Annotated in this window: 16 protein-coding genes; 10 read left to right on the top strand and 6 right to left on the bottom strand. The window is 34.0% G+C overall.

The window, feature by feature from the left end:
* Positions 1–290: 290 nt before the first annotated feature.
* From SLH48_RS06840 to SLH48_RS06805, 8 genes are all read left to right on the top strand, one after another.
* Entirely contained in the window at positions 291–1,001 is a 711-nt protein-coding gene (locus tag SLH48_RS06840) for a phosphoadenylyl-sulfate reductase (protein WP_214481979.1), read from the top strand.
* A gap of 12 nt (positions 1,002–1,013) precedes the next feature.
* The gene (locus SLH48_RS06835) at positions 1,014–2,093 is read left to right on the top strand and encodes an anion permease (RefSeq protein ID WP_320257524.1); all 1,080 of its coding nucleotides are present in this window, start codon (positions 1,014–1,016) and stop codon (positions 2,091–2,093) included.
* Positions 2,094–2,143: 50 nt separating this feature from the next.
* Complete coding sequence (sat, locus tag SLH48_RS06830) at positions 2,144–3,301, top strand: sulfate adenylyltransferase (protein WP_320257523.1); 1,158 nt, start codon at positions 2,144–2,146, stop codon at positions 3,299–3,301.
* Positions 3,302–3,585: 284 nt separating this feature from the next.
* Positions 3,586–4,188, top strand: a complete 603-nt coding sequence (gene cysC / locus SLH48_RS06825; protein WP_320257522.1) for an adenylyl-sulfate kinase — start codon at positions 3,586–3,588, stop codon at positions 4,186–4,188.
* Between the two features lie 247 nt (positions 4,189–4,435).
* The gene (locus tag SLH48_RS06820) at positions 4,436–6,049 is read left to right on the top strand and encodes a nitrite/sulfite reductase (RefSeq protein ID WP_320257521.1); all 1,614 of its coding nucleotides are present in this window, start codon (positions 4,436–4,438) and stop codon (positions 6,047–6,049) included.
* Between the two features lie 354 nt (positions 6,050–6,403).
* Complete coding sequence (locus tag SLH48_RS06815) at positions 6,404–6,601, top strand: DUF3906 family protein (protein ID WP_214481992.1); 198 nt, start codon at positions 6,404–6,406, stop codon at positions 6,599–6,601.
* Positions 6,602–7,039: 438 nt separating this feature from the next.
* A complete protein-coding gene (locus SLH48_RS06810; RefSeq protein ID WP_320257520.1) occupies positions 7,040–7,774 on the top strand; it encodes a sirohydrochlorin chelatase in 735 nt (244 codons plus the stop codon).
* Positions 7,775–7,795: 21 nt separating this feature from the next.
* The gene (locus SLH48_RS06805) at positions 7,796–8,413 is read left to right on the top strand and encodes an NAD(P)-binding protein (protein ID WP_320257519.1); all 618 of its coding nucleotides are present in this window, start codon (positions 7,796–7,798) and stop codon (positions 8,411–8,413) included.
* A 40-nt stretch (positions 8,414–8,453) separates the two neighbouring features.
* On the opposite strand, the gene SLH48_RS06800 is transcribed toward SLH48_RS06805, so the two are convergent.
* The gene (locus SLH48_RS06800) at positions 8,454–9,194 is read right to left on the bottom strand and encodes a DUF2071 domain-containing protein (RefSeq protein WP_320257518.1); all 741 of its coding nucleotides are present in this window, start codon (positions 9,192–9,194) and stop codon (positions 8,454–8,456) included.
* A gap of 377 nt (positions 9,195–9,571) precedes the next feature.
* Between SLH48_RS06800 and rsgA the strand changes: the two genes are divergently transcribed.
* Both rsgA and SLH48_RS06790 read left to right on the top strand, forming a co-directional pair.
* Positions 9,572–10,633 (top strand): ribosome small subunit-dependent GTPase A, encoded by a 1,062-nt coding sequence (rsgA, locus tag SLH48_RS06795; protein ID WP_320257517.1) that lies wholly within the window; start codon positions 9,572–9,574, stop codon positions 10,631–10,633.
* 463 nt (positions 10,634–11,096) lie between these two features.
* Positions 11,097–11,366 (top strand): hypothetical protein, encoded by a 270-nt coding sequence (locus SLH48_RS06790; RefSeq protein WP_320257516.1) that lies wholly within the window; start codon positions 11,097–11,099, stop codon positions 11,364–11,366.
* 519 nt (positions 11,367–11,885) lie between these two features.
* Here SLH48_RS06790 and SLH48_RS06785 read toward each other — a convergent pair.
* The 5 genes from SLH48_RS06785 to namA all read right to left on the bottom strand — a co-directional run bounded on the left by SLH48_RS06785 (position 11,886) and on the right by namA (position 16,525).
* Positions 11,886–12,446 carry an NADPH-dependent FMN reductase gene (locus SLH48_RS06785; protein ID WP_320257515.1) on the bottom strand — a complete coding sequence of 187 codons (561 nt, stop codon included), beginning with the start codon at positions 12,444–12,446 and terminating at the stop codon, positions 11,886–11,888.
* Between the two features lie 27 nt (positions 12,447–12,473).
* On the bottom strand, positions 12,474–13,565 hold the full coding sequence (locus tag SLH48_RS06780; protein WP_320257514.1) for a low temperature requirement protein A: 1,092 nt from the start codon (positions 13,563–13,565) through the stop codon (positions 12,474–12,476).
* Between the two features lie 123 nt (positions 13,566–13,688).
* Entirely contained in the window at positions 13,689–13,964 is a 276-nt protein-coding gene (locus SLH48_RS06775; protein ID WP_320257513.1) for a GNAT family N-acetyltransferase, read from the bottom strand.
* 59 nt (positions 13,965–14,023) lie between these two features.
* Positions 14,024–14,431: a (4Fe-4S)-binding protein gene (locus SLH48_RS06770; protein WP_320257512.1), complete on the bottom strand. Its 408-nt coding sequence runs from the start codon at positions 14,429–14,431 to the stop codon at positions 14,024–14,026.
* 1,077 nt (positions 14,432–15,508) lie between these two features.
* A complete protein-coding gene (namA, locus tag SLH48_RS06765; RefSeq protein WP_320257511.1) occupies positions 15,509–16,525 on the bottom strand; it encodes an NADPH dehydrogenase NamA in 1,017 nt (338 codons plus the stop codon).
* Positions 16,526–16,795: the final 270 nt, after the last annotated feature.

Below are 16,795 nucleotides of genomic sequence, written 5' to 3'. Positions count from 1 at the left end.
TATTTAACACTATATATTGTTAGCTTGAATACGTAGTCTATTCAATAAAATATGAGTTTTTTGTATAGGAATAAGACCTAATTTTATCCGAAAAAAAATATTTGATTGATTTTCTTATCAGAATTTTATAAACTAGAACAAATACTAATCATTGTATTCCTACTTGTTTGGTTGGAAATATCCTTAAAGTCGATTATTCATAATGGTAATCTTTTCTTGGAAAGGTGAAATGAGAAGTAAAATGTATTTAAACGAACATCCATTTGTGGCATTAAAAAAGGGGGGAGAACATGGCTTCAATAACGTATGATAGCTGGTCAGATCAACTATCAACAGATATTCAAGCGCAGTTTAAAGAAAGTTTAGATGTGTTGAAATGGGCTTATAAAGAATATAAAGATGAGATTGTTTATGCTTGTAGCTTCGGGGCAGAAGGAATGGTTCTTATTGATCTCATTAATAAAGTTAATAAGACAGCTAAAATCGTTTTTCTTGATACCGATGTACATTTTAAAGAAACTTATGAGTTAATTGACAGAGTGAAAGAAAAATATCCTACCTTACAAATTATGCTTCAAAAGCCAGAGCTAACTCTTAAAGAGCAGGCAGAACAACATGGTGATGAGCTTTGGAAAACAAACCCTAATCAATGCTGTAATATTAGAAAAATATTACCACTGCAAAAAGCATTAAAAGGTAATTTAGCATGGATATCTGGACTAAGAAGAGAGCAATCTCAATCGAGAAGCCAGACAAATTTCATCAATAAAGATGATAAGTTTCAGTCTATTAAAATATGTCCACTCATCCATTGGAGTTGGGAAGATATTTGGAATTATATCCGGTTCTTTAATTTGCCTTACAATCGCTTACACGATCAAGGCTATCCAAGTATCGGGTGTGAGTATTGTACGTTACCAACTGGTGATGATAAAGATTCCCGAGCTGGACGTTGGGCGAATAGCTCTAAAACAGAATGCGGATTACATCAATCAGGTTAGGAAGAAGAGTAGATGATATTTACAATAACCGCATTTGTTGTGGCTATTTTATTCGCATTAAATATTGGTGCTAGTGGAGCAGCTGCCTCCATGGGAGTTGCGTACGGATCTGGTGTCATTTCCAAAAAGAACATTGCACTTGTTATTAGTGGCATAGGTGTTTTTTTAGGTGCTGCATTAGGTGGAGGAGAAGTTGTTAAAACGATAGGGACTGAAATTGTTCCAGCGTCAATCATTAATGTTCATATAGCAATTAGCATTCTTGCAGCAGCTACAATTTCTTTATTCATTGCCAATATTTTAGGTATTCCTTTATCAACGAGTGAAGTGACTGTCGGAGCGGTAGTTGGAGTAGGTATAGCTTTTAAAGCACTTATGTTTGATACTTTAATTATTATTATGCTGTTTTGGATTATCACACCGCTAGTTTCATTTACAATTACGTTTTTATTTGGCAAGTTAGTTAAGAGGGTAGAAAGTAAACAAGGTTTCCTACAGTCAAAAAAGTGGAAGACTATATTAGCAGTACTAGTTGTGTTGACAGGTTTTCTTGAAGCTTTTTCTGCAGGAATGAACAATGTTGCTAATGCAATTGGACCACTTGTAGGAGCTGAGCTGATCACATTACAATCTGGCATCATCATAGGTGGTTTGTTTATCGGAATTGGAGCAATTGTCTTAGGTAGAAGAGTCATTGAAACGAATGGCAAGAAAATCGTAAGATTATCGTTATTACAAGGGAGTGTAGTATCAGGTACAGGAGCAGGCCTTGTATTTATCGCATCAATTTTCGGGCTTCCGGTACCGATGACACAAGTAACCACTTCGGGCATAATAGGCATTGGTATTGCCGAGCAAGGTAGAGGCCTCTTAAAGAAACGATTAATTAAAAAACTTCTCCTAGTTTGGATTGTTTCACCAGTATTTGCCTTAGCAGTATCTTATGGATTTATCAAATTATTTATTCAAGTAGATTTATATGTTGTAAGTGCAATGATGAGTGCTGCTTTTGCATCGTATGGCTTGTTGAAGTTAATGAGGTATACACAAGAAGATAGACGGTCATATCATGAAGACGGCGGAGGTATTTAGCGCTTTAATTCCGACTAAAAAGATAAGATAACTTAAAACGGAGGTAACTTATGAGTTTGAAACCACATGGGGGAGAATTGATTCAACGCCTTAACTCTCCTTATTCAGTGAACGACATTACAACAGAAATTGAGTTAGATTTAATGGCTTTAAGTGATTTAGAATTGATTGCAACAGGGGGCTATAGCCCACTAGAAGGCTTCTTAGGCTATAAAGATTATACTTCAGTTGTGCATGATATGCGCTTAAATTCAGGTGCACCATGGAGTATCCCTATTACACTACCAGTTTCCGCGGATAAAGCTTCAAAACTAATTGTAGGCGAAAAAGCAAAACTTGTTAAAGATGGCACTGTTTATGGAGTCATTACAATAACTGAGGTCTATACACTAGATAAAGAAGTAGAAGCTCAGCACGTATTTCAAACGACAGATTTATCACATCCTGGTGTAAAAAAATTATTTGATCGTCCTAATGTATATGTTGCTGGTCCTATATATTTAGTTGAGCGTCCAAAGAAGGATAGATTTAATGAGTACTATCTTGATCCTCGAGAAACAAGAGAAATATTTAAACAAAAGCAGTGGAAAACAGTGGTAGGATTTCAGACTCGTAACCCTGTTCATCGTGCACATGAGTATATTCAAAAAAGTGCACTAGAAATTGTTGACGGTCTTTTACTTAATCCTCTTGTAGGAGAAACAAAGTCTGATGACGTTCCAGCAGATGTGAGAATGGAAAGCTATGAAGTGCTACTTAAGCACTATTACCCTAAGGAAAGAGTCTTTTTAGCAGTATTTCCAGCCGCGATGCGCTATGCTGGTCCTAGAGAAGCAATTTTCCATGCTCTAGTTCGAAAAAACTATGGGTGTACTCATTTTATCGTTGGCCGTGATCATGCAGGTGTAGGAGATTACTATGGAACTTATGACGCACAAAAGATTTTTGATCAATTTTCTAAAGAAGAAATAGGCATCGAAATTTTAAAATTTGAACATGCGTTTTATTGCAAAAAGACGAAAACGATGGCTACTTCGAAAACAACACCTAGCAGTTCTGAAGATCATCTTCATTTAAGTGGTACGAAAGTAAGAGAAATGTTAAGAAATGGGGAGGTTCCTCCAGAAGAATTTACTCGACCAGAGGTTGCGGAGGTACTTATTAAAGGATTGAAAAAACATCAGTCCACTCATAATGTTCCGTGTTGACAACTTTGAGTAGAAGTGACGAGATATTTAATAGGGGCGTCTATTAAGGGAGTTGAAAAATCTTATTAGGCAGCCCCATTATTAAAAATATAACATTTTTGGATCGGGCTCTTTTGGTAAACTTTGTTGCTATTTTATTAAAGATGGTGCTTCATAATTGTCTAAGTAGAATAGATGCCACCAACACTAGATGTATACGTGCTTATATCTTTGAATGAAAAGTAACAATTAATGCGAAAGCAGTCTTGTATTATTATATATTAAGTAATATAGGAGAGGTGTCCATGTCATCATCTAAAAACATCGTATGGCACGAAACAACAATTACTAGGAAAGATCGAAACAGCTTAAATAATCATAAAAGTTGTGTGTTATGGTTTACCGGACTTTCTGGATCTGGAAAGTCAACGCTTGCGAATGCAGTTGAAGTTAAACTTCATGAAACCCGCGTTAGAACTTATGTTTTAGACGGTGATAACATACGTCATGGTTTGAACAAAGACCTTGGCTTTAGTGAAAATGATCGTAAAGAGAACATACGGCGTATTGGAGAGGTATCTAAGCTATTTACAGATAGTGGTCAAATTGTTTTGACAGCTTTTATTTCACCGTTTAGAGAAGACCGTAATAGCGTAAGAGAGCTTTTTTCTAATCATGAGTTCATCGAAGTATACGTAAAGTGTCCACTTGAAGTATGTGAAACACGTGATCCAAAGGGGTTATATGACAAGGCGCGGAAAGGTGAAATTCCTGAATTCACAGGCATTAGCTCACCATATGAGCCTCCTGAACAACCTGAATTGATTATTGAAAGCAACAAACTGTCAATAGAGCAATCTGTTGAACAGGTAATAAATTATTTAAAAGAAAAATCAATAGTAAAATAATATGGTTCCTTTCGTAAATAATTTTGCATTAGTTACTATATATATACAATAATAGATTATATAAAAAAGTTTCCTTCAGAGTTTCATACGTTCAATGATGTTATTGAAGGAAACTCCATACTTATATTTAATTAACGAATATAGTCTTGGGATGAAAGTAGAGAGGGTACACTTCACAACAGTTATTTTTCGATATTTATTGAACATGAGCTATAATACGTTATAAGGGAGTTAAGGAGGGTGCTAAATGGCATATGTGAAAACATGGGAAAACAATGAAAAATTAAACAAAAATGAAAAACAGAAGTTACAAAAAGATGGGTTAGAAATATTAAACGATATTCCACATTATGCGAAAAATGGTTTTCAATCTATCCCAAAAGATCAATGGGATTACTTTAAGTGGGCAGGCTTATACTTACAAAAGCCTAAAGAAGATGGATATTTTATGATGAGGGTTAATGTTCCTTCTGGAATTTTGACTTATGATCAAGCTAATGTATTAGCTGGGATTAGTAAAGATTATGGTAGAGGTGTTTTTGACATAACAACACGTCAAGCTGTACAGTTCCATTGGCTAACAATTGAACAAATTCCAGATATTTTCAAACGCTTAGAAAGCGTGGGTTTGTCTTCAGTTGGGGCTTGTGGAGATATTACTCGTACGATAGTTGGTAACCCGCTTGCAGGTATTGATGGAAGTGAGCTGTTTGATACAGAACCTATTGTTAAAGAAGTATATGAATTTTTCCAGCATAATGAAGATTTCTCAAACCTTCCTAGAAAGTATAAAATGTCAATAAGTGCAAATGTCCATAATGCGGGGCATGCAGAAATAAATTGTTTAGCATTTATTCCAGCAACAAAAGAAATTGACGGAAAACAAGTTGCTGGATTCCATATTAAAGTAGGTGGAGGGCTTTCAGCACGTCCGTTTTTAGCACAAGAACTTGATGTATTCATACTTCCTGAAAAACTCAAGGAGACAGCAATAGCAATCACAACTTTATTTCGAGATTACGGTTATCGTGAAAAGCGCCATTTAGCACGATTGAAATTTTTAGTTGCTGACTGGGGAGTAGAGAAATTCAAAGAAAAATTAGAAGAACTGACTGGACCATTACTTTCAAAAGGTAAAAATGAATTGAAGGAATGGAATGCAGGTTATTTTTATGGAGTACACAAACAAAAACAAGAGGGATTAAGTTATGTTGGCTTTAACGTGCCTGTAGGAAGGCTAACTGCTGACGAGGTTTTTGAGCTTGCTCGGATATCAAAAGCATACGGAAATGGTGAAATCCGCACTTGTAATTCTCAAAACTTGATCATTCCAAATATTCCAGATGAACAGGTAGATGTATTGTTAAAGGAACAAATCTTTACTAGAATTTCAATCAATCCTAGGAACTTTATTGCATATTCTGTCTCATGTACAGGTATTGAATATTGTAATTTAGCACTTGTAGAAACAAAAGAAAGAATGCGAAGTATTGCTGAATATTTAGATGAAGAAATTGCAATTGATCATCCTGTACGCATTCATATGGTTGGCTGTCCAAATTCTTGTGGTCAACGTCAAATTGCAGATATTGGTTTACAAGGTGTGAAAATGAAAACAAAAGAAAAAGGTATGGTAGAGGCTTTTGAAATCTATGTTGGTGGTACACTAAATAATGATGGGAAATTTAATGAAAAATTAAAGGGAAAAGTTGATGCGGACAATTTAGGCCCAGTATTAAAAGATTTCCTAAGCTATTTCAAGGAGAATAAAGTAGAGAAAGAATCATTCTATGACTTTGTTGGTCGTGTAGGGATTGAACCGCTTCAAAACGAACTAGACCAAATTTTAGCACAAATATAACATGTAAGCCTTTCGTAAACCTTGTTGTTATTGAGACTTTTTTGAACAGTAATTAATAATTTTTGCAAGTAACCTTATATTAAATGAGAAAAGGTGTCACAAATACTTGGTTTATAAGTATTTAATTCTTTATACGAAAAAGCTATGGTCAATGAAATACATCTAACTTAAACACAAAGGATAATGAACAAATTCTCACATGAAGGTACTACACCTTCATGTGAGTCATTATTTACATGCATATTGTTATAGAGAGAGTTAATGAATAGCAAGCTCATCTCATTATCGGTCAAAATCAAGATGGATAGTCACCCTGACTTTTCCACTACGTATTTAACTTAGTAGGTGATTAAAGTGAATTTGTACAAATTTGAAGTGAAAATAAATGAAGAGATTGTAGACGTAGTCATTGCATCAAAAAGCGATGATGAAGCGTTTCGTTATGTAGAAATAGAGTTAGAAAAGCATTTTTTAAGTATGCCTGATATAGATGATATCACACTATATGAAAAGAAGATTATCCGCAATGGAAGTGGTTTTGTTTTAGCATAGACTCTTTTAGTAAAATATGTTGTTATTTATATTAGTAATGGATAGTATGATGAGTTTTATGAGAACTCAATAAATGTAAATTGTAGAAAAGATGTCCCGAAGGCTAGGTGTATACGTGCTTAATACTTAGAACGCAAAGCAACAATCATTGAAAGCAGCCTTTCGTAAACTTTATTTTTATATGGTTTCTAAACGCAGGCCTTTTTTTAAATGAGAAAGATGCCAAGAAATATTGTTTTATTTCTTACTATCAATAGCAACAAGCAATATGAAAAAGCCTTAGTATAAACTATAATATTTTTAGGGTGTTTTCGTTTTGTTGTATTGTATTAAAATATACTAACCCACTGTTAAATTTCAGAAAAGATGCGATTCAACGAGTTGGGTACATGTATGCATATTCGTACTATTATTCACTTACAATTATACGAGGAGGGGATGAAAGTGAAAGCTATTCTCTATATAGGGCATGGTAGTAGGGTTGAGGAAGCTAAACTTCAAGCTGTTTCTTTTATAAACGAAATGAAGCAACTAATTTCAATCCCCATTCAAGAACATTGTTTTTTAGAGCTAGCATCACCAACAATTGCTGAAGGAATTAACAATTGTGTGGAGCGAGGTGCTACTGAAATTATTGTTGTGCCAATTTTATTACTTACCGCCCACCACGCAAAAAAAGATATACCAAACGAATTAGCAAAAGCTAGCACTCATTTTCCTGACATAGTAATTAAATATGGTCAACCTATAGGTGTTCATGACAAAATCATTGATATTTTGCTCGAAAGATTACATGAGAAAACAACAATTATTGATGGAAATACGTTAATTTTGCTCGTAGGTAGAGGTAGTAGTGATCCTGATGCTCCTCGTGATTTACGGACGATTGCCAATCTCTTACTTGAGCAAACAGGAGCAGGTTCAGTTGATACGTGTTTTTTAGCAGCAGCAGAGCCTTCTTTTGATGATATGTTACAGCAAACTATATATTCCCAATATAACAAAGTCCTTGTACTACCATATTTGTTGTTTACTGGTATACTAATGAAATCAATGGAGCATACAATTCAGAGCATAGCATCCAATGAAAAAGAATATATTTTATGCAATTATCTCGGTTATCATAAATATTTAGGAGATATCATTAAAGAGCGTACAGAAGCATTGTTATAACACGCTATAAGGAGAAACAAGATGAGTAGCTTTCCAATCTTAGTTCAACTGGAAAACAGAAATGCAGTAGTTGTTGGTGGTGGTAAGGTTGCATCTCGAAAAGTTAAGCATTTAATCGGCGCAGGTGCTAATGTAGTCGTTGTAAGCCCAAATATAAACGAAACAATGAAAACCTATGTAGCAAATCATCAGGTGGTTTGGAAAGAAAAAACGTTTGATCCTAGTGATGTAGATAATGCATTTGTAGTTATTGCAGCAACCGACAACGAAATCGTTAATAGAGACGTCGCTGATGCTACAAATTGTCATACACTATTAAATGTTGTAGATCAGCCTCACTTAGGAAATTTTACCGTTCCTAGTATATTACGGAGAGGAAAACTATCTATTTCAGTTTCGACTGATGGGGCTAGCCCTCAGTTAGCAAAAAAAATTCGAGATGAACTAACGAATCAATACGATGAAACCTATAGTCATTATGTAGACTTTTTATATGAATGTAGGCACATAATAAAAAATAAAGTGAAGAATCCACGAGAAAAGCAAGAGTTATTATTAGAAATTCTTGACCCTGTCTACTTTTCCTCATTAGAAATGCGAGAAAAAATATTATCAAAACTAAAAGAAATTAATAGCTGAGCTAAATTTTAATATAGTGATATTTGCTTCATCATAGCTGTTAATTGTCAGTGGTATTAACTAACCTCCATAATAAAGCATCTTTCTTAGATGAATAATGAACGATAGGTTGTTCTTTAATTATAGAAAGATTTTGACCAAAAAAAGAAGAACTGTCAAAGGAAGTGCAAGTGCCTTTTCGGAGCAGCCAAGGTTCGTGTAGAAGATCTCCACGGTAGACGTTATTATGTTTGTTGACGATAAACAAACAATAACGATTTACTAAAAAGCTCGCAAAATCTTCATTGTGAGGAGTGAATTCTTCATCATCAATTGTAAAATGTGCATGAAGTAGTGGTGAGAGTTGACGCTGTTTTTGAGAGCACATATAGCTGTATCGATTTTGGTCGTTGTCGGTTGATATTATAGAATAAGTATATGGTAAATGGTAAAAAAAAGTAGCAAGACGGCTTGCGATGAAATTGGATGCATGAATCTTTAGAAAAAAGACGCCTCGGATTCCTTGATATGTAACATAGGTCCTTACATTGATTTGTTGAAAAGGTTTGAACAACGATAAAAATGGGATGCCATTAACATACATGCCACTCACCGAAAGAAATACGATACTTATCCATGCTTGTTTTTCGTAACAATCTAGTTTTAATGGATACGGGATGATCTTTTGTAAAGATCGTTTACATACAGGCCAATGAGCAAATATGAGATCTTCCCATATTTGTTTAAATAATGGCTGACGACTTGAGTGTTGTATGGGATGATAACCGTTATTCTTCGACATTTTAAGCTCACAGCTCCTTAGCTATTAGGAGTTTCCTTAATTTATGTATAGAATAATCTATAACAAGAAAATTTATACAATAAACCTTTACATTTATATTTTGCAATGATATATTATACATACATTATTTGAACGGGGAGGGTTGTATTATGAGTAAATTAATTGTAATTAAAAGCGTAACTGGATATTTCATAATACAGCCCATAAACATAGGTATATAAGTTTCAATTTGCTTTCAATTTGAGAAACGATATGATATGAATGTTTAGCCATGGGCTGTAGTATGCCTATGGTTTTTTTGTGATTTTGGACAAAAGAAGACAACCAAAAATTTTAACAAAAATAAAAAAACATTCAAACATATCGGAGGAATTACATTGAATTTATTTACTTTAGGATGGAATAAACAATTTGAAGAAGCATTTTTACCATACGATAACTCAGAATACACAGTAGGAAGAGTCGCATTAGAACATAAGCGGATGTACCGAATATTTACAGAGCAAGGAGAACTATTAGGAGAGGTTTCGGGAAAATTTCGTTACAATACTCAAGCTAGAGAAGATTTTCCTGCTGTTGGAGATTGGGTCGTAATTACAACACAACCAAATGAAGATAGAGCTTTAATCCATGCGGTGTTACCAAGGCAAAGTAAGTTTTCACGAAAAAGTGCAGGAGAAGTTACTGAAGAGCAAATTGTTGCATCAAATGTAAACTCAATCTTTTTAGTAGCTGCGTTAAATCAAGATTTCAACTTAAGAAGATTAGAAAGGTATATTTTGCTCACATGGGAAAGTGGCGCAAATCCCGTCATTGTTTTATCTAAAAGTGATTTATGTATCGACATTGAAGAAAAAGTAGCTAAAGTAGAAGCTATAGCATTTGGCGTTCCGATCCATGTCATTAGTGCTAAAGAGGATACAGGGATTCAAAGCCTGCAACAATATTTAACAGACGGTCAAACAGTTGCGTTGCTAGGCTCCTCAGGTGCTGGGAAATCTACGCTATCTAATAAACTATACGGCAAAGATGTTCAAGCTGTTCAACAAGTGCGTGAAGGTGATGATCGAGGTAGGCATACGACAACACACCGAGAACTAATCGTACTCACAACAGGAGGTATTATCATAGATACTCCAGGCATGAGAGAGTTGCAATTGTGGGATTCAGAGGATAGTGTGGCACAAAGCTTTCAAGACATAGAAGTACTATCAGAGCAGTGTAGGTTTACAAATTGCAAGCATCAGTCTGAACCTGGTTGTGCAGTGTTATCCGCGATTGATCAAGGTGTACTAGAGCAAAGCCGATTTCTAAGCTTTGTAAAAATAACAAAAGAGCTTGCTTATCTTGAAAGAAAAGCAGATAACAAGGCTAGAATAGCTGAGCGGAAAAAGTGGAAAAAAATAAGTGGCGATAGAACAAGGTTTCATCGTAAATAAATTAAAACTTGTTGGAAACTTTGTTCGTATTTTACCTACTTTTGAACAGCAAAGTTTGCTTATATTAGATGTTACGAATGCTAAGTTTGTGGTATTACCATAGTACGAAAAGCAATAATTAATCCTATAACACATACGTAAACTTGAATATTGAGGAATCAGGTGGGAATTTTTATTCCACCTGATTTGTTTGTAGAGCGGAGTTGTATCGAAAGTGGTTGTAAAATGATACACCATTGAGTATAAAAATTATTAATCATAAATACCTAAGAGTTAAAACTTTATTCCTAGAAAGCAACATTGGCGATATGATAACTCTCCATTACAATCATGGCTGCTACGTATGGTAAACAATACGGGATTTTACTTAGTCAAAAGTAAAAACGATAGGAAGGATCCACGAAACTTGGGAATGACTAAAAGATAACTAATTGTTATTGCAGAATCAGGAGAGGTAAACTACGTGATTTGGTTAATTATTTTAAAAGTTCTAGTAATTTTACTCGGCTTACATTTTCTTATTACAGGATATAAAATGAATAAAAACTCACAAAAAAATGAAGAATTCATTAGTCCAAATACATATTATAATGCTTCTCTATCCGAAACGGTTGTTATTTTTTTAATATCAAGGATTTTAAAGGTTATTCCAATATGGCTTCTAAAATTTATTCTTCTTTTATTTGGGATCATCTCAATTTTTATTGGGATATTTATCGTTCCATTACAATAATAATGTTTTTTTAGAATATATTAATGCTAGCCAAAAAATGGGGGTAGATAGCTTAGTGTGATGATTTATCGTACCATTGCTAATGATTTTGATATACTATCAAAAAGTGAAGGGGTTACAACGATAAATGTAAAAAAGACCGAAGGATAGGGGATGTTCAAAAAGTGTATCTCTTCCTTAGGTTGTTTCTATCATAGTTGTTTTTCGTATTAGCAAATAAACATGTAAACAACTAGATTTCATGGATTCTTTACTTGTGTAAAATAGTGACCAACATATAAAGCCATTTCTCGTAGTACCCAATTAGTGATAATAGCAATAGATTTAAGATTCCGAATAACAATATCATCTGAAGAAGTCTAAAAATAAAACAACAACTACTTTAACCCCGACTTAATCTAAGAAGGGGTTAAAAATATTTGAAGGCTAAGAGTGAAACAAACAATATTTTATCAAAATAGATAGACATTTTTATACGTGTGTTCTTTAATCATGTAGTATGTTTTCACGACTTTAAGTTTACTGAAAATGTTTTATCCATTTGTCAAAAGAATGAACGAGCCTTTCAACATATTGACTAGTTCTCTCATCTACTAATTCACCCTGTTCATTAAATAAGTTGTGTACTCCAGATATTAATACTTGTGGTTCTACCATAACCAACGAACGAGTTGAAGTTAAGATTTGTCTTAGTTGAGCCTGAGCCTGTGCAGTACCTGCTCGGCCTGGAGTTCCACCCATAATTGCAATTGGTTTTTTTAACAATGGGGCTTCTTTTCCACCTCTAGATGCCCAATCTAGGACATTTTTTAACACACCAGGAACGGCTCCATTATATTCTGGAGTTACAATGAGTAAGCCGTCGGACTCTTGAATAGCCTTTTTAAATTTAGTGACAATTGAAGGGTCTCCATTCTTTTCAAGGTCTTCGTTAAACATAGGGATATCAGACAAGTCAAATGTATTGATTTCCATTTGTTGAGGCGAAAGCCTAATTGCTTCTTGGAGAAGAGCACGATTGTAGGATTCTTTTCGTAAACTACCTGCAAAACCTAAAATTTTTGTTTTTTGTGTGTCCATTAGTTTCTTCCTCCATTAGATCGCTTTTTAAGTTGTTGTTACTTTAGCATACACTAAAAAGAATATTGCTATTTGCATCATAAGAATGAGCCTTGGTACTACAAACATGATGTCTATAATTAAAAAGATTGATATTAAACCTACGAATAATCCTAAATGATTATATTTTAAGCGGTGATGTTCATACCTATACATATGAAAAACCAATGTTGTTGCAAAAAAGTAAAGAATGACAGCAAAGAATAATAATCCGATCATAAACAAATAGTTTAAATCGTGCAAATAAATCATATTGATAGAAGCAGCAATCATACTTAACGTAATGAATATAATAAGGTGTCCATATACAATCAATTGACCTGCAGACTTAATCGATTTGTCTATTTTTTTATCTATGTTATCAAAATATTGCCACCACATCGCTATAATAACTATAAATGACATAACAGCATAGGAGATGGACTCAAAATTCCCTTTTTCAGGCTGTAGGACGACAATGGTGCTAATAATCAATTCACCGAACAAGATAATTGTCAAAAGTCCAAAGCGTTCTAATAGATGTCCGATGTTAATAGGTGCTTTAACTAAATATTTTCTCCCGAAGATAGGAACTAAGATATCCACAAATATACCTAAATAAAATATGACATATCTAATCCATGAATCGAAAAAAATAGAAGAAAAAGATACGATAATTCCAATCCAAAAGTACTTACCTAAAAACTGTGCAGTCTTTTTATGATGTATTGTTTCATACTGTTGTACTATTATATATTGGATTGCTGTCAGTACTCTTAATCCGATATATCCAACCATGAATGGTACGTAATAGGTATCAAAATCAACAGATAAGCTAGAAGTCATAATTAGAACAAAGAACATTTGTACAATCATATACAACCGTTGATGAACAAAATCTTTTCCGAAACGGTTAATGAATAAAGTTTGACCTACCCATGCCCACCAAATGGGTATCATCATAATGATAAATTTAACAAAATATTCTGCGTGTATAACACCGTCTTCTACATGGATAAGCACGTGTGTTGCAGTTGATATAGCCGCTACAAAAACTAGGTCATAAAATAATTCTAGCCACGTTACCTTTTTTTCTTCCATCCTCATCAACTCTCAATCTAATCATATTTTTACATACTGAATATATTAAATATTGTTAGTTAGTAGGAATCACACCTAATGATAAATTACGATGTGAAATTCAATTAATATAAGGATTAAAGATTAGTGTGCAAGAACATTCCTATAATCGGGCTTCTTACCAAATTGACTTTTAGCAAATGGACATAAAGGGATAATTTTTTTGTTTTCTTCTCTTGCTAGATTGACTACCTTTTCTACTAGTGCTTCCCCAACTCCCTCACCACGTAGTTGGTTTGATACGAACGTATGGTCAATGATTAATCGCTCCGCACCAGAGTTTACAAAGGTGATCTCTGCAATTATTTGACCTGCATCTTCAATATAAAATCGATTTACTCCTCTTAATATATTTTTCATCATGCCCTCCAATAGGTTTTCAGTTGACCCCATTTAATTATGTTGTCCAATTTAAGTTTTTAATTTTCATTTACATGGCTATTATCACAGAATGGACTATTTTTAGAAGAACCACATCCACAAAGAGTTGCTCGTGTACATTTAATTGTAGATTCTTTGTGTTTAATCGATAGGTTTCCTTTTATATAGATAGGACCATTGGATGCAGTTTCGATTGTTGTTTCATAAGCTGGTGTTTCTTGTTTACCTCCATCTTTTCTAATATACTCTAAAGCACCACTTGGACACCTTTCGATTACTTCAACTATTTTATCCACAGTTTCGCCATCGGCATTAATCCACGGTCTTTTTTTAAGGTTGAAAACTTTGGGTAACCCTCTAACACATTTCGCAGCATGAATACATCTTTCTTTCGAAAATGTAACGTCGATTGATGCCCCGGTATACCGTTTCTTTTCTACACTCATATTTATTTCACTCCTATAATACAAATTGGTTCGCATGATTAGATTCAGTAATATTTGTAAGAATAAATAGAAAATTAATAAGTTATAAATGGATATAGTATAACTCTATGGTTATTCGAATTCTAATTTTTTTGCTTCAATTGCATTGAGCATGCTTTTTACCCCCTTTAAATAGAGTTTTGGTTAACAATTCAGTTTTCAGCGATTCTAAATTTCTTCCACAAAAGAATGGCTGTAAAGTTATCTCGAATTAAGAATATCTTAATTCGAGATAATTATATGATTAAATTTGTTTTATGTCAACTATACGAATGAACTGATTGTTTAAAAGCAAATATGTATCATGACACAAATATAGGTTCAATTTGTATTATTCAATTCAAATATACTAAATCTTGATTCTTTATCTAAAATAAAAAAGACCTTACATTCTATTTTGTTAAACGGTGATTTACGATTCGATCATAAAAAGGTAAATTTTGAATTCTCTATAACTACTAATTTAATTATCTATGAGATAGAAACATTAAAACCAATAGAGAACACACTATTCTCAGATGTTGATAACAAAATCAAATGCAATAACCTTATTGGAGAAGAGGATAGTCGAGGAAGGGCTATGGAACAGTGGCGGAACAACTGATGTTTAAAGGTTTTATCATACTGGGATTGCATAATATCTTGTTGACAGTTTATAAATATAATAAAAATTCTATTAGAGCTTATGAAGAAGCACGGTTTGTAAAGGGGGGTGTAAAAAGCAAGCACATTAATTGGGTAGTCGAAATGGGCTATCATTTAAATAGAGGCATTAGGAAATGAGTTCAACAGTCCTGTTATTTAGATAGGACTGTTGAATGATGAAACTAATATAATATCATGAATCTCAATTACTACGAGTGTGTTAATTTTACATGCAAAGATTTAAAAAATCATTATACGATGAGGGAACTGTTGACTATTCGATAGTTCCCTCATTAAAGTTAAGGTTAATACAGAAATTCTAATAATCCCAATCTCAAAATTAGGATCTAGCTATGTGGACAAAAGTAGTAAATTAAAATATTATAGGGTAGATCACCATGCACGGCTGTACTGCCCAGGGCCTTCAACTGTTACCCCTAATTCTTGGGCAGCTGTTTTGGGCCAATATGGGTTGCGCAACAATTCACGTCCGATGAAAATTAAATCTGCGCGGCCATTTTTCAGAATTTCTTCAGCTTGTATGCCAGTTGTAATTAAGCCAACTGCACCTGTTTGGATATGAGCGTTTCGTTTAATGGTTTCTGCATAAGGGACTTGATAGCCAGGAAATACATCGAATCTAGTTGGAATTACAGCGCCTGAGCTACAATCAATTAAATCAACGCCTTGTTCTTTCATCATCTGAGCAATTTGAACATAATTTTCAATAGAATTCCCCTGATTATCATATTCATTAGCTGAAACTCTTACAAATAATGGTCCAGACCATTCTGATTTGACAGCATCAATTACTTCTTTCAACAAACGATAACGATTTGCTACATTTCCACCATACTCATCGGTTCGTTTATTAGTTAGTGGAGAGAGAAACTCATTTAATAAATAGCCGTGAGCAGAATGGATTTCAATAATATCAAATCCTGCCTCTTTAGAGCGGCGAGCTGCTAAAGCAAATGCTTGAATTACATCATCAATGTCAGCCTTGGTCATTTCAATAGGCACACGACTTTTATGATCAAAAGCAATTGGTGATGGTCCGTATATAGCTCCTTCAACTTGCGACTTTCTACCTGCATGTGCAAGTTGGATAGCTGCATGTGAGCCATTCTTATGTAATTGATTTGTAAGTTGTTTGAGACCTTCAACGTGAGCAACATCCCAAATACCTAAATCATTTGCAGATATCCTACCTTCTGGCTTTACTGCTGTTGCTTCAATCATGATTAAACCCACTTGTCCAACCGCTCGGCTAGTATAATGAGTTAGATGCCAATTTGTTACCTTCCCATCTTCCTCAAAACATGAATACATACACATTGGAGACATTACAATTCTATTTTTTAAAGTAACGCTTTTTATTATGTGGGGAGAAAATAAAGCTGACTCCATCCTACACGCCTCCTAACCAACTTAATTAAATATAGTATATCATTTCATATATTAAATAACACGAAAGATGATTGTATGGCTCTTTTCGTAAATGTTGTTGTTATTGTTAACAAATTTGAACTAAAAATAGTGGTTTTATATGTTAGTCATCGATGTACAGAAGAAAAAATACCAAGAATGATAGTTGTGTACGATGGATAGTGGCTTAATAATCATAATTGTAGAAAAGCTGACACGTACGCTAGAGATAACGTGCTTATATCTTAGAAC

Source organism: Cytobacillus sp. IB215316, assembly GCF_033963865.1.
GTDB classification, from domain to species: Bacteria; Bacillota; Bacilli; order Bacillales; family SM2101; genus Nanhaiella; species Nanhaiella sioensis.
Note: the sequence above shows the minus strand (reverse complement) of the source record. Positions and strands in the feature narration are given on the sequence as shown.